13 protein-coding genes are annotated in these 13,133 nt (G+C 73.1%); 4 read left to right on the plus strand and 9 right to left on the minus strand.

The window, feature by feature from the left end:
* Positions 1 to 85: 85 nt before the first annotated feature.
* Positions 86 to 673: an HdeD family acid-resistance protein gene (locus JOD48_RS18650; RefSeq protein WP_191790155.1), complete on the minus strand. Its 588-nt coding sequence runs from the start codon at positions 671 to 673 to the stop codon at positions 86 to 88.
* Between the two features lie 224 nt (positions 674 to 897).
* On the opposite strand from JOD48_RS18650, the gene JOD48_RS18655 reads away from it, so the two are divergent.
* From JOD48_RS18655 to JOD48_RS18665, 3 genes are all read left to right on the plus strand, one after another.
* Entirely contained in the window at positions 898 to 1,239 is a 342-nt protein-coding gene (locus tag JOD48_RS18655) for a metal-sensitive transcriptional regulator (RefSeq protein ID WP_191790154.1), read from the plus strand.
* A 26-nt stretch (positions 1,240 to 1,265) separates the two neighbouring features.
* The gene (locus JOD48_RS18660) at positions 1,266 to 1,634 is read left to right on the plus strand and encodes a heavy-metal-associated domain-containing protein (RefSeq protein WP_191790153.1); all 369 of its coding nucleotides are present in this window, start codon (positions 1,266 to 1,268) and stop codon (positions 1,632 to 1,634) included.
* A gap of 173 nt (positions 1,635 to 1,807) precedes the next feature.
* Positions 1,808 to 4,441, plus strand: coding sequence for a heavy metal translocating P-type ATPase (locus tag JOD48_RS18665; protein ID WP_239527499.1), 2,634 nt, complete (start codon positions 1,808 to 1,810; stop codon positions 4,439 to 4,441).
* A gap of 121 nt (positions 4,442 to 4,562) precedes the next feature.
* Here the strand turns inward: JOD48_RS18665 and JOD48_RS18670 are convergent, their stop codons facing one another.
* The 7 genes from JOD48_RS18670 to JOD48_RS18700 all read right to left on the minus strand — a co-directional run bounded on the left by JOD48_RS18670 (position 4,563) and on the right by JOD48_RS18700 (position 10,328).
* Positions 4,563 to 4,967, minus strand: coding sequence for a type II toxin-antitoxin system antitoxin (locus JOD48_RS18670; protein ID WP_204810704.1), 405 nt, complete (start codon positions 4,965 to 4,967; stop codon positions 4,563 to 4,565).
* Entirely contained in the window at positions 4,964 to 5,914 is a 951-nt protein-coding gene (locus tag JOD48_RS18675; RefSeq protein ID WP_191790151.1) for an SPFH domain-containing protein, read from the minus strand. The genes JOD48_RS18670 and JOD48_RS18675 overlap by 4 nt, the downstream gene beginning before the upstream one ends.
* A 209-nt stretch (positions 5,915 to 6,123) precedes the next feature.
* A complete protein-coding gene (locus tag JOD48_RS18680; protein ID WP_191790150.1) occupies positions 6,124 to 6,924 on the minus strand; it encodes an ABC transporter permease in 801 nt (266 codons plus the stop codon).
* A complete protein-coding gene (locus tag JOD48_RS18685) occupies positions 6,921 to 7,922 on the minus strand; it encodes an ABC transporter ATP-binding protein (RefSeq protein WP_307824256.1) in 1,002 nt (333 codons plus the stop codon). The genes JOD48_RS18680 and JOD48_RS18685 overlap by 4 nt, the downstream gene beginning before the upstream one ends.
* A 62-nt stretch (positions 7,923 to 7,984) precedes the next feature.
* Positions 7,985 to 8,290 carry a transcriptional regulator gene (locus JOD48_RS18690; protein ID WP_191790149.1) on the minus strand — a complete coding sequence of 102 codons (306 nt, stop codon included), beginning with the start codon at positions 8,288 to 8,290 and terminating at the stop codon, positions 7,985 to 7,987.
* Positions 8,283 to 9,032, minus strand: coding sequence for a hypothetical protein (locus tag JOD48_RS18695; protein ID WP_204810053.1), 750 nt, complete (start codon positions 9,030 to 9,032; stop codon positions 8,283 to 8,285). The genes JOD48_RS18690 and JOD48_RS18695 overlap by 8 nt, the downstream gene beginning before the upstream one ends.
* A gap of 180 nt (positions 9,033 to 9,212) precedes the next feature.
* Entirely contained in the window at positions 9,213 to 10,328 is a 1,116-nt protein-coding gene (locus JOD48_RS18700; RefSeq protein ID WP_204810054.1) for a hypothetical protein, read from the minus strand.
* A 116-nt stretch (positions 10,329 to 10,444) separates the two neighbouring features.
* On the opposite strand from JOD48_RS18700, the gene JOD48_RS18705 reads away from it, so the two are divergent.
* A complete protein-coding gene (locus JOD48_RS18705) occupies positions 10,445 to 11,284 on the plus strand; it encodes a CPBP family intramembrane glutamic endopeptidase (protein WP_372440787.1) in 840 nt (279 codons plus the stop codon).
* Positions 11,285 to 11,389: 105 nt separating this feature from the next.
* Here JOD48_RS18705 and JOD48_RS18710 read toward each other — a convergent pair whose 3' ends face one another.
* Positions 11,390 to 13,123, minus strand: a complete 1,734-nt coding sequence (locus tag JOD48_RS18710; protein ID WP_204810692.1) for a dipeptide ABC transporter ATP-binding protein — start codon at positions 13,121 to 13,123, stop codon at positions 11,390 to 11,392.
* Positions 13,124 to 13,133: the final 10 nt, after the last annotated feature.

Genomic DNA, 13,133 nt, shown 5'->3' on the forward strand with positions numbered 1-13,133 from the left:
GCACCTTCCTCCGTGCCCGACGGCGCCGCTCACCTCACGCCCGACCTCGCCGTCGTGAACGGCTCGGCAGGCGGCTCCGGCTCGGTCAGTAGCTGATCTGGCCGACCTTCTTGCCCAGGCTGCGGATCTGGAAGCCGAACGCGATGAGCGCGACGCCCCAGACCAGGGCGACGATCGCGAGGATCCACACGATCGACACGACGCCTGCGCCCACGTTGAACAGGACCAGGACACCGAAGACGAGGGACAGCAGACCCGCGAAGACTCCCCAGCCCCAGCCGCTGCCGGGGACCTTGCGGAGCTCGACGCTCGCGATCGTCTGGAAGATGCCCAGGACGACGGCCCACAGACCGATGATCCACACGAGGACCTCGGCGGTCTTGCCGGGCCACACGAGCAGCACGATGCCGACCGCGACGCTCACGAGGCCGATCGTGACCAGGGCCGCCGTGCCGCCGGTCCCTCGGCGGCGGATACCCTCGACGATCTCGAACAGGCCGTCGACGAGCGTGAAGATCGCGACGATCCAGATGAAGACGACGGCCGTGATCTCGGGCCACACGAGCGCGACGATGCCGAAGAGGATCGCGACGACGCCGCGGATCACTGGCCAGTACCAGACCTGCTTGGCGGTGGTGGAGAAGGCGGTGAGGATCGGGTCCTGCGTGGTCATGGCGGGCTCCTGACGTCGTGTCGTGTCCCGCCAGGAACGCTGGAGCACCGTCCGTGCGGGCTGTTCGACTCTCATCGAACACCTGAAACGGCCGCATGTCGTGGCGAACCGCGCATTCGTCGCGGAGGGACCTTCGCCCCCTTGACAAGGCGATACCCCGCCGGGGTACCTTGGAGGGTTGGTACCCAGTAGGGGTATCCGAGCGAGTGACACGGAGGCCCAGCATGAGCGACACGACCACCCAGCGCCCGGTCGAGCCGGGCCCTGCCCCCGCCCACACCGGCCCCCACGGGTACGCCTCCGACAAGGAGGCCTACCTCAAGCGCATGCGCCGCATCGAGGGCCAGGTCCGCGGCATCGCCCGCATGATCGACGAGGACGTCTACTGCATCGACATCCTCACCCAGGTCTCCGCGGTGACCAAGGCTCTCCAGGCGGTGTCCATCGGACTCGTCGAGGACCACCTCGGCCACTGCGTCGTCGACGCCGCCCGGTCCTCCGAGGCCGAGGGCGCCGCCAAGGTCCGCGAGGCGTCCGACGCCATCGCCCGTCTCGTCCGCAGCTGACACCCCACCCCTCCCCAAGGAGCACCATGAGCACCGTCACCACCCTCGGCGTCACCGGCATGACCTGTGGCAACTGCGTCTCGCACGTCACCAAGGACGTGGGCGCCGTCCCCGGCGTGGAGAACATCAGCGTCGACCTGAACGTCGGCGGCGCCTCCGAGGTCACCGTCTTCTCGGACGACCCGCTCGACGAGGCCGCGCTGCGCGAGGCCGTCGACGAGGCCGGCTACGAGGTCGTGAGCTACGACGTCCAGCTCGACGCCCAGGCCGCGCAGTCGGCCGAGCAGGCCGCCGACCGCAAGGCCCACAACTGCGGCTGCGGCTGCGGCACGGACTCCGCCGCGGACGCCGCGCCCGCCCAGAAGACGTACGACCTCCAGGTCCCCCAGGCCTGACCGCTCGACCCGCCCGACGACGGAGCACCGGCCGGACTCCCGGCCGCCGCTCCGTCGTCGGGCACCGCTCGGACCGCACCCGCCCCCCGCCCGCCGACCGCGGGCCGCGGGCCGCGACGGAGCACCCCACCCGGCGAGACCCGCCGGACGCACCACACTGTCGAGGAGCACCGATGACCACCCCCACCGGCCTGACCGCCGGCCCGACGCTCGTCGAGGTCGACCTCGCGATCGAGGGCATGACGTGCGCGTCGTGCGTCGCGCGCGTCGAGAAGCGGCTCAACCGCGTCGACGGCGTCGAGGCCACCGTGAACCTGCCGCTCGAGAGCGCGCACGTCGTGCTCCCCGAGGGAGTGACGGACGCCGAGCTCGTCGCTGCCGTCGAGAAGGCCGGCTACCAGGCGCGGGTCACGGGGCGTCGCGCGGCAGCGCCTGCGGTCGGGGCGGCGCCTGCGCCCGAACCTGTCCCCGTCGTGTCAGAACAAGCGAGCACCCCGGCTCACGCTGGTTCTGACGACCCGGCTTCGGACGACCCGGCTTCCGACGACCCGGCGGCGGCCGGGACCGCGCCCACCGCGACCGACACCTCGGCCCCCACGCGCGACCGCGGCGCCGACCTCGGGCGCCGCCTCAAGGTCGCCGCGGTCCTCACGCTGCCGGTCGTGCTGCTGTCGATGGTCCCTGCCCTGCAGTTCCCGGGCTGGCAGTGGGTCGTCACGGCCCTCGCGCTGCCCGTCGTCACGTGGGGTGCGTGGCCCTTCCACACCGCCGCCTTCCGCGCGGCCCGCCACGGCGCCTCGACCATGGACACGCTCGTGTCGATCGGCGTGGTCGCCGCGACCCTGTGGTCCCTGTGGGCCCTGCTGCTGGGCGGCGCGGGCGAGATCGGCATGCGCATGTCGGTCTCTCTGCTGCCCTCGCGCGCGCACGGCTCCATGCCCGAGCTCTACTTCGAGGTCGCGGCCGTCGTCACGACGTTCCTCCTCGCGGGCCGCTGGTCCGAGCACCGCTCGCGCCGCAAGGCCGGCGACGCGCTGCGCTCCCTGCTCGCGATGGGCGCCAAGGACGCCGAGCGCGTCACGACCGGTCCCGACGGCCAGCGCGTGACCGAGCGCGTGCCCGTCGCGGCCCTGCGCGAGGGCGACCTGTTCACGGTCCGCCCGGGCGAGAAGGTCGCGACCGACGGCGTCGTGGTCGAGGGCGCCTCCGCCGTCGACACCTCGCTCCTGACGGGCGAGCCCGTGCCCGTCGACGTGACGCCCGGCGACGACGTCACGGGCGCGACCGTCAACACCTCGGGCCACCTGCTCGTCCGCGCGACGCGCGTGGGCGAGGAGACGACGCTCGCGCAGATCGGTCGCCTCGTGAGCCAGGCGCAGACGGGCAAGGCCCCCGTGCAGCGCCTCGCGGACCGGATCTCGGCGGTGTTCGTGCCGATCGTCCTGGTCCTGGCCGTGCTCACCCTGGGGGGCTGGCTGCTCGCGGGGGCGAGCACGCAGTTCGCCTTCACGGCCGCCGTGGCCGTGCTGATCATCGCGTGCCCGTGCGCCCTGGGCCTCGCGACGCCGACCGCCCTGCTCGTCGGCACGGGGCGTGGCGCCCAGCTCGGCATCCTCATCAAGGGCCCCGAGGTCCTCGAGTCCACGCGCCGTGTCGAGGTGATCGTGCTCGACAAGACCGGCACCGTGACGCAGGGCCGCATGGCCCTCGAGCGCGTGGTCACCCGCGAGGGCACGCTCGACCTGTCCTCGGACGCGGCGAGGGCCGCAGCAGGCTCGTCGAGCGAGGCGCCCGACGCCGCCGCCCGCCACGCCCTGCGCCTCGCCGGCGCGGTGGAGGGGCTCAGCGAGCACCCGATCGCGCAGGCGATCGCATCTGCTGCCACGCGAGTCTCAGGGAGCGTCGACGACCCCTCGGCCGGTGCGCCCGTCGAGACCGGGGCCGACGGCGTCGTCATCGGTTCCGCGCAGGTCTTCGACTTCGTGAGCTCCCCTGGCGGCGGCGTGAGCGGCCTGGTCCGCACCGCGCACTCGGGCCTGTCCCCCGCAGGCGCGCTCAACGCGCAGCGGGTCCTGGTCGGGCGCCCGTCGTGGCTCGCCGAGCAGGGCGTCGCGTTCGACGTGCCAGAACCAGCGAGGCCTCAGGGTCACGCCCGCACTGACAACGCGGGGACCGACCTGCGCCGCGCGTTCGACGAGGCCGAGGCCACGGGCGCGACCGCCGTCGTCGTCGCCTGGAACGGAACCGCCCAGGGCGTCCTCGTCCTGCGCGACCCCGTCAAGGAGACCTCGGCCCAGGCCGTGGCCGAGCTCCGCGCGCTGGGGCTGCGTCCGATCCTCCTCACGGGCGACAACGCGGGCGCGGCGCGGGTCGCCGCCCGGCAGGTCGGCATCGCGGAGGAGGACGTGATCGCGCAGGTCCTGCCGCAGGACAAGGTCGACGTCGTCGCACGCCTGCGCGCCGAAGGTCGGGTCGTCGCGATGGTCGGGGACGGCGTGAACGACGCCGCCGCGCTCGCCGGGGCCGACCTCGGCCTGGCCATGGGCACGGGCACCGACGTCGCGATCGAGGCGAGCGACATCACGCTGGTCCGCGGCGACCTGCGCGCGACCGCGACGGCGATCCGGCTCTCTCGCCAGACGCTGCGCGTCATCAAGCAGAACCTGTTCTGGGCCTTCGCCTACAACGTAGCCGCGATCCCGCTCGCCGCCGCCGGGCTGCTCAACCCGATGATCGCGGGGGCCGCGATGGCGATGAGCTCGGTCCTGGTCGTCGGCAACTCGCTGCGCCTGCGCCGAGCGGGCTGAACCCGGCTGCCCCCGGCTGCCCCCGGCTGAACCCGGCTGCCGAGAACGAGGTGGAGGTCGTCATCGTGAGGATGGCGACCTCAACCTCGTTCTCGGCACTCTGCTCGGCAGCGAGTGCCGGTCAGTCCGCCGACGGGCGGCCCGGGCGGCGCGGCGGACGCACGTCTCGTGGGAGCCGCCCCTCGGCGTCGAGTGCCCGGCGCAGCACCATGTCGATCTGCGCGTTGACGCTCCGCAGCTCGTCCGACGCCCAGCGCGCGAGCGCGTCGTGAACCGCCGGGTCGAGGCGCAGCAGGACCTGCTTCCGGTCGGTCCGGGGGCGTCGCGGCGCACCCTCACGCCCGGCGTCCGCACCGCCGTCGGGCCCACCCACGCGCGGCGCACCCTCACGCCCGACGTCCGCACCGCCGTCGGGCCCACCCACGCGCGACGCACCCTCACGCCCGGCGTCCGCTCCGCCGTCGGGCCCCTGCGCGCCGGCCCCCGGCGACCCGCCGGGGGCGGGTGCCGGGACCTCGGGGGTCACGAGTAGAGCGACCCGGCGTTGACGACGGGGGTCGCGCGGCTGTCGCTGCACAGCACGACGAGGAGGTTCGACACCATGGCGGCGCGGCGCTCGTCGTCGAGCGTGACGATCGACTCGGCCTCGAGGCGCTGGAGCGCGTCCTCGACCATGGACACGGCACCCTCGACGATCCTCGACCGGGCCGCGATGATCGCCCCGGCCTGCTGGCGCTGCAGCATGGCCTGCGCGATCTCGGGGGCGTACGCGAGGTTGGAGATGCGGGCCTCGATGACCTCGACGCCCGCCACCACGACACGTGCGGCGACCTCCGCGGCGATCTCCGCCGACACGACCTCCGTCGCGCCGCGCAGCGACTGCTCGCCGGCCTCGGCGTCGTCGTACGGGTGGGACATGGCCACGTGACGCAGCGCCGACTCGGCCTGGACGCGGACGAAGTCGGTGTAGTCCTCGACGGCGAAGCTCGCCTTCGCGGTGTCGGCCACCTGCCACACGACGATCGCCGCGATGTTGATCGGGTTGCCGTCGGCGTCGTTGACCTTGAGCTCGCTCGTCTCGAAGTTGCGGACGCGGACGGACACGCGCTTGCGCGTCGAGAGCGGCACGGTGGCGACGAGCCCGGTACGGCGGATCGTCCCGAGGTACCGGCCGAAGAACTGGACGACGAGCGTCTGGCCCGGGTTGATGACCTTGACGGCGGTGAGCACGAGGAGACCGAGCACGATCGCGACCACGCCGAGCAGGGTGCCGACCGGGGTGCTGCTCATGAACAGGGGGACCGACCCGCCGAGAAGGGCGAGGACGAGGAGGATCGCGAGGCCACCTCCGCCGGCGCCGAGCGACCACGCGGGCTGCTCGGTGACGTCCACGCGGGTGCCGTCGTGCCCGACGGGGCGTCCGCTCGGCTCTCCGCCCAGGGACTCCTGCGGGGGGACGGTGGTGTCGCTCATGACGTGTTCCTCTCGTCGCTGACGGGTGCCGGGCGCCCCGCGTCTATCAAAGTGATATCACATTAACGCGGCGGGCGGAATCGAGGTGCGCAGCGCCGTCGGCGCCGAACATGCGGTTACCGCTGCCCGAGCATGCGGTGGGCGTCGCGAATCACGGGATTCACGACGCCCACCGCATGCTCGGCGCCCGGACGGGGCGGACGGGGGGCCTACTTGAAGCGGCGGCCCTCGTCGCGGCGGTACGCCCACACCGCCAGGACCGCGAACACCACGGTCCACCCCAGCAGCACGACCCACGCGAGCGCGTACGCCGGCTCGCCCGTGAGCGCCTGGACCAGCAGGTCGCGGCCGGCGCGCGTGGGGGTGGCCATCGAGATCGCGTCGAGCCACGGCGGGAACAGGAACGGCGGCAGGAACAGCCCGCCCGCGAACGCGAGCGGGAACAGGATGACCTGCACCACGGGCAGCGCGGCCTTGGCCGAGAGCGAGTACCCGATCGCGATGCCCAGCAGCACGAACGGCACCGACACGAGCAGCACCGTCCCCACGCCCGCGAGCAGCTGGGGCCACGTGACGCTCGCAGCGGTCAGGAGCCACCCGATGAGGATGAGCGGCACGAGCCCGAACAGCGAGAAGACCCCGCCGTTGAGGATGCGCGCGACCATGCGCGGCGCGGGGCCCGCGGGCAGCGAGCGCAGGAACGGGTCGAACGGCAGCGCCCGGTCCTCCGCGACGCCCAGCCCGTAGGTGAACAGGCTCGCGGAGCAGATCGCGAACAGCCCGAGCGACGCGACGGCCGTGGTCGCCGCGACGGGGTCGCCCGCGACCTCCTTCTGCGGCACGACGAAGAAGAACATCGCGAGCGCAGGGAACAGCAGGTTCCCGAGGACCGCGATGGGCACGCGCACGGTCTCGAGGAACTGGTACTTGAGGTGGATCCAGGTGAGGGTCGCGGCGCTGGGCGGGCGCCCGCTCACGCCGGGGGTCGTGGTGGCTGCGTGGGTGCTCATCGCGCGCTCTCCTCCTCGGAGGTCTGCTGGTCCGCGGCGCCCGACGGCGTCGCGCCCGTCGGGGTCCCGGCCTCGCCGTGGTCGGTGGGTGCTGCGCGGGAGACCATCTGCTCGAACGCCTCCTCGAGGCTCGCGCCCCGGATCTCGAGCCCGTGGAACGGCAGACCCGACGTCACGAGCGTGCGGACCAGCTCGTCGGCGTCGGCCGTGTACAGCTCGTAGCGCCAGGCGCCGGACTCCCCCGCGTCCTTGTCTGCGGCGCGCTCGGACCGCACCACGCCCGGCAGGTCGGTCCCCAGGTCAGCGGTGCTGCGCACGACCACGCGCCGCAGCCCGACGCGGCGCAGGATCGCGTCGAGCGTGTCGTCGGCCTTGACCACGCCCTGGTCGATCACGACGACGCGCTGCGCGAGCGCCTGCACCTCCTCGAGGTAGTGGCTCGTGAGGAGCACGGTCCCGCCGCCCGCGTGGTACTCGCGGATCGCGGCCCACAGCGCCTGGCGTGCGCCGACGTCGAGGCCCGTGGTGGGCTCGTCGAGCAGCACGACCCGCGGGCGCCCGACGAGCGAGAGCGCGACCGCGAGGCGTCGCTTCTGCCCGCCGGACATGGCCCCGGTCTGGCGCCCGGCGAGGTCGGACAGCCCGAACTGCTCGAGCAGCTCGCCCGTGGGCACGGGGTTCGCGTAGTGCTTGCCGACGAAGTCGACGACCTCGCGCACCTTGAGCGTCGCGGGCAGGCCTGTCTCCTGCGGCGTGAGGCCCAGGCCTTGGCGGGACGAGGCGTCGCGCGGGTCGCCGCCGAAGAGGCGCACGACGCCCGAGTCCGGCTTGCGCTGCCCGCTCACGAGCGAGAGCAGCGTCGACTTCCCGGCGCCGTTGGGGCCCAGGAGCCCGACGAGCTCCCCGGCCCCGACCTCGAGGGTCACGTCGTCGAGCGCGACGACCTCGCCGAAGTGGCGGGTCACGTGCTGCGCGGACACGAGGGACCCGTGCGGCACGGCCGGGCCTCCTCGTGTCGCGGCGGCAGCCCGCCCCGGACTGACGGCTGAGTGCTGGCTGGTCACGATCCGGCTCCTCTCAGGAGCATGCTCAGGGACTCGGTGTAGACCTCGAAGGCGCGGCGCCCGCGGGGGGTGAGGCTGATGTAGGTGGCCGGGGTGCGGCCCTCGTGGGTCTTGGTGACGGTCACGTACTCGGCGTCCTCGAGCTTGCGCAGGTGCGTCGAGAGGTTGCCTGCGGTCATGTCGAGGAGCTTGCGGAGCTTGGGGAACGCGATCTGGTCGCCCGCGCCCAGCGCCGAGAGCGTCGCGACGACGCGCAGCCGCGCCTGGGCGTGGATGACCGGGTCGAGCTCGACGTCAGGCACGAGCCCCTCCCGCGATCCGGCGCCGCGTCCGTACGCGCAGGACCTGTTCGACGAGCGCCATGAGCAGGAACCCGCCACCGCCTGCGGCGGCCATGACGAGGTAGAGGCCGGGCAGGCCCACGATCGTCGCGGCCCCGGCGACGAGCAGGATCCACACGCCCAGGACGTACAGGCGCACCTCCTGCCACATGGCCCCGCCTGCGAGGTACATGATCCCGACGACCAGGCACGACAGGGAGTTGCTCGCGAGGGACATGACCTCGGGGCTCGCCCCGGCGCGGGCGAGCCCGCCCAGGACCATGCTCATGGCTGCGAACGAGATGAACCAGGCCCAGCCGTAGAGCGCGCCCGAGCGGGCGCTCGCGCCGCGCACGCCGCTCACGCGGGTCATGATGTGCACGATCGTGATCGCCACGGCGCCCACGATGAGGAAGGTGAAGGCGAGGAGGGCCCAGGGCTCGGGCTGCCCGACGACGTCGCTCGCCCCGATCTGCAGGGTCGCCGTGGCGGGAGGGGCGGCCGAGCGCAGCGAGCTGACGTAGAGCGTCGTGTAGCCCAGGAGCCAGGCCAGCCCCCAGACGCCGTAGAGGACCCGGCCGTCGGGTTCGACGTCCTTGGCCTTCTCCTGCTGGGCCGCGATGAGGCGCAGGCTCGCGGCGGGGTCGAGCGGCTGGTCGTCGTCGGGCCCCTGGGCGGGTCCGGCGGGCCGGTCGGACGTCTGGTCGGGCATCTGGTCCGGCACAGGGGCTCCTCCTCCACGAGGATTGTGGTTTGTGTTGCAAACTACTTTGTAGCCTGCCAGGAGTACGGCCTGCGCGCAAGAGCCTCCCTACGCCGAGAAGTGAGTTGAGGCCCCTGATCCACGTGGATCAGGGGCCTCAACTCACTTCTCGGCGTCAGGCGAGGACGGAGCTGCTGCGCGTCAGGACGTCGCGGAGCCCGAGGTCCCGGTCCCCGGAGTGCTCCCGGCCCCCGTGCCTGCACCTGTGCCGGGCTGCTGCTCGAGGTCGGTGGCTCCTGAGCCGGAACCCGCACCCGTGCCACCGGTCCCGCCAGTGTCGCCGCCCGTCCCCGGCGTCGGGTTCGGCTCCGGCGTGACAGGCGTGGTCGGCTCGGGCTCCGGGGTGGTCGGCGCGTCGGTCGGCGCCTGGGTCGGGACCTCGCTCGGGGCCGGGCTCGGCGTCGTGCCCGAGCTCGGCGCGTCGGTCGAGTTGTCCGTCGTGTCGCCGGTCGTGTCTCCCGTGTCTCCGGTCGTCGCGGGCTCGCGCGAGACGACGTGGCTGATCGACGTGCCCGAGCCCTCCTCGCCGCGCAGGATCTCGCTCAGCGGGCGTCCGGCGACGACCTCGACGAGCGTCACGCCCACGATCAGCACGAGGAAGACACCGACGGCCGAGAGGATCAGCGTCTTGCGGCTCGGACGGCGGGACGTCGTGTCGTCGCCGTCCGTGTCGTCGCCGTCCGTGTCGTCGCCGTCCCGGGTGTCGTCCGAGGTGACGCCGTCCTGCTGGCCGTCCGTGCCGTCGTCGGGCCCGTCCGTGGCCGCGGTGCGCAGGTCGTCGAGGCGCGTGCCGCCCACGTCGTCGGCCGAGAGGACCGCGGTGTCGGCAGCCTGACCGTCCGCGCCGACCGCGGGCAGCACACCGGTGCTCTCTGTGGTGTCGTCCGCGCGACCGTCGCTCGCCGAGTGCGACCCCGCGAGCGTCGGCAGCAGGACCTTGCGGCCGTTCTTGCCCACGGGCAGCACCACGCCCGCCTTCATCGCGGCCTTCATCTGCCGACGCGTCTTGAGGATCGAACGCGTGTAGAGGTTGTTCCCGACGACCGTCAGGACCGACGCCACGCCCGCACCGATGATCGTCCCGGCCACGCCCAGGTAGGACAGCAGGACCGTCGAGCTCACGGCAGCGAGCGCGCTCGCGACGACCTGCGTGACGGAGAGGCCTGGCGGCTTCTCGTCGAGGTCGTCGTCGGCGGCGCCCGGTGCGGGGGCGTCTCGGGCGGTCGGGCTGATGGAGGGGGGTCTGTGCGAAGTCACGGTCCTCCCAGGGTAGGAAACGCGTCTGCACGCCCTCCGGACGCCTGTTGACCAACCGACGAGGATTGTGTGAAGACCGCGCAGCGCTCCCCCGCGGCGGGTGCTATAACGGCCAGGTGACCACTCCTCCCGGCACTCCCCCCGAGACCGGCAAGCGCTCGCGCTGGGCCCCGACGACGGCCGACCACCCCGAGACCCGGCGCCGCATCGGTGCCGAGATCTGGATCCTGCTGGGACTGAGCCTCGGCCGGTCGGGCGTGTACGCGATCGTCAACATCGTCGCGCGCCTGACCGAGGGCACCCCGCTCGCCGAGCAGAGCACGAGCCTCAACAACTCCCAGTCACCCCGCCCGTACCTCGACCTGACCTATCAGATCCTCAGCATCGGCTTCGCGCTCATCCCGGTCGCGCTCGCGCTCTACCTGCTCTCGGCGCGCGGCCGGTCGGTCACCCGGGCCATCGGGCTCGACGGCAGCCGCCCCTGGCGCGACACCGGGTGGGGGTTCGCGCTCGCCGCGGTCATCGGCATCCCGGGCCTGGGGCTGTACGTGGTGGGGCGGGCCCTGGGGATCACGGTCGAGGTCAACCCCGCCAACCTCGCCGACTACTGGTGGACCGTGCCGATCCTGATCCTCGCGGCCCTCCAGAACGGCCTGCTCGAGGAGGTCATCGCGGTCTCCTACCTGTTCGAGCGCACCAAGGACCTGGGCTGGGGGCGCGTGAAGTTCGTCGTGTGGAGCTCGCTGCTGCGCGGCTCGTACCACCTGTACCAGGGCATCGGCCCGTTCGTCGGGAACGTGGTCATGGGTGTCGTGTTCTCGTGGTTCTACACCAGCAGATGGGGGCGAAACCGCGTCGTGCCGCTCGTGATCGCCCACACGATCCTCGACGTGGTCGCGTTCGTGGGCTACGCCCTGCTTCCGCGCGAGTGGCTCGAGGCACTGGGCGTCGGCTAGCCGAAACTCAGTTGCCGCGGCACGCCGCTGAGTGCGGAGCAGCTGTCGTCAGAACCGCCGTTCGACAGCAACTGCTCCGCACTCGGCGGACGGGCGCGAGGACCGTCAGGCGCGCAGCGCCGCCAGCTCCTCCCGGCGCGCGGCCTGGAGCACCGGGTCCGGCACGGGCAGCGACGCCAGGAGCTGCTTGGTGTACGTGTGATGCGGGGCCCCCAGCACCTCGGCCGACGTGCCCTCCTCCACGAGCCGGCCCCGGTAGAGCACCGCGATCCGGTCGGCGAGCAGGTCCACGACCGCGAGGTCGTGACTGATGAACAGGCACGCGAACCCCAGCTCGCGCTGGAGCTCGGCGAAGAGGTCGAGCACGCGCGCCTGGACCGACACGTCGAGCGCCGACGTGGGCTCGTCCGCGACCAAGAGCTCGGGGTCGAGCGCGAGCGCCCGGGCCAGGCTCGCGCGCTGGCGCTGCCCGCCGCTCAGCTCGTGCGGGTACCGGTCGCCGTACGAGCGCGGGAGCTGGACCGACTCGAGCAGCTCGTCGACCCGTCCGCGCGCGTCGCGCGCGTCCCCCGCCCGCCCGTGCACCACGAGCGGCTCGGCCACGCACTCGGCGATCGTGAGCAGCGGGTTGAAGCTCGACGCGGGGTCCTGGAAGACGAACCCGATGCGCGGCCGCACGGGTCGCACGTCGCGCTCGCGCGCACCCCGCATCTCGATGCCCAGCACCGACAGCGACCCGCCCGTCACGGGCGTGAGCCCGCCGATGGCCCGGCCGATGGTCGTCTTGCCCGAGCCCGACTCCCCCACGAGTCCCAGCACCTCGCCGGGCCGGATCGACAGGTCCACGCCGTCGACGGCCACGAACGCGGGCTTGCGGAAGCGGCCCGGGTACTCGATCCGCAGCCCCTCGGCCACGACCACGGGCGCGCCCTCTGCCCAGCCGTCGGCGCGCGCCTCGACCCGTGCGGCCGCGTTGACCACGCCCCCGCCGACGCGGGGCACGGCCCCGAGCAGCGACCGCGTGTACTCGGCCTGGGGGTCCTCGAACAGCGACCGGACGTCCGCCTGCTCCACGACCTTGCCCTGGTACATCACGGCCACACGGTCCGCGAGGTCCGCGACGACGCCCATGTTGTGCGTGATGAGGACGATCGCGGTCCCGAACTCGTCGCGGCAGCGCCGCAGCAGGTCGAGGATCTCGGCCTGCACGGTCACGTCGAGCGCGGTCGTCGGCTCGTCGGCGACGATCAGCCCGGGGTCGAGCGCGAGCGCCATCGCGATCACGACGCGCTGCTTCTGCCCGCCCGAGAACTGGTGCGGGTACTTGTCCACCGCCGTCTCGGGGTCGGGGATGCCGACCCGGCGCAGCACGTCGATCGCCTGCCTGCGCCCTTCCGCGCGTCGCACGCGCCGGTGCGCGCGGAGCCCCTCGACGATCTGCCAGCCGACGGTGAAGACCGGGTTGAGCGCGGCCGACGGCTCCTGGAAGACCATCGCGACGTCCGTGCCGCGCACGGCCCGCAGCTGGGACCGGCTCAGCGCGACGACGTCGGACTCGCTCGACCCCGCCTTGTTCGCCAGCACGACGGCGCCCCTCGCCGTCGCGGTCTCCGGCAGCAGGCCGAGGATCGTCTTGGCGGTCACGGTCTTCCCGCTGCCGCTCTCGCCCACGACCGCGAGCACCTCGCCCGGGGCGACCTCGAGGTCCACCCCGTCGACCGCGAGGATCGGCCCGGCGTCGGTCGCGAACGAGACCGTGAGGTCCCGGACGGTGACGACCGCACCCGAGGTGCGTGACGTCGTCGGGCGTGAAGCCTGTGCCGGTGCCGACCCCGGCACCGCGTCCTGC

It is taken from the genome of Oerskovia paurometabola (assembly GCF_016907365.1).
GTDB classification, from domain to species: domain Bacteria; phylum Actinomycetota; class Actinomycetes; order Actinomycetales; family Cellulomonadaceae; genus Oerskovia; species Oerskovia paurometabola.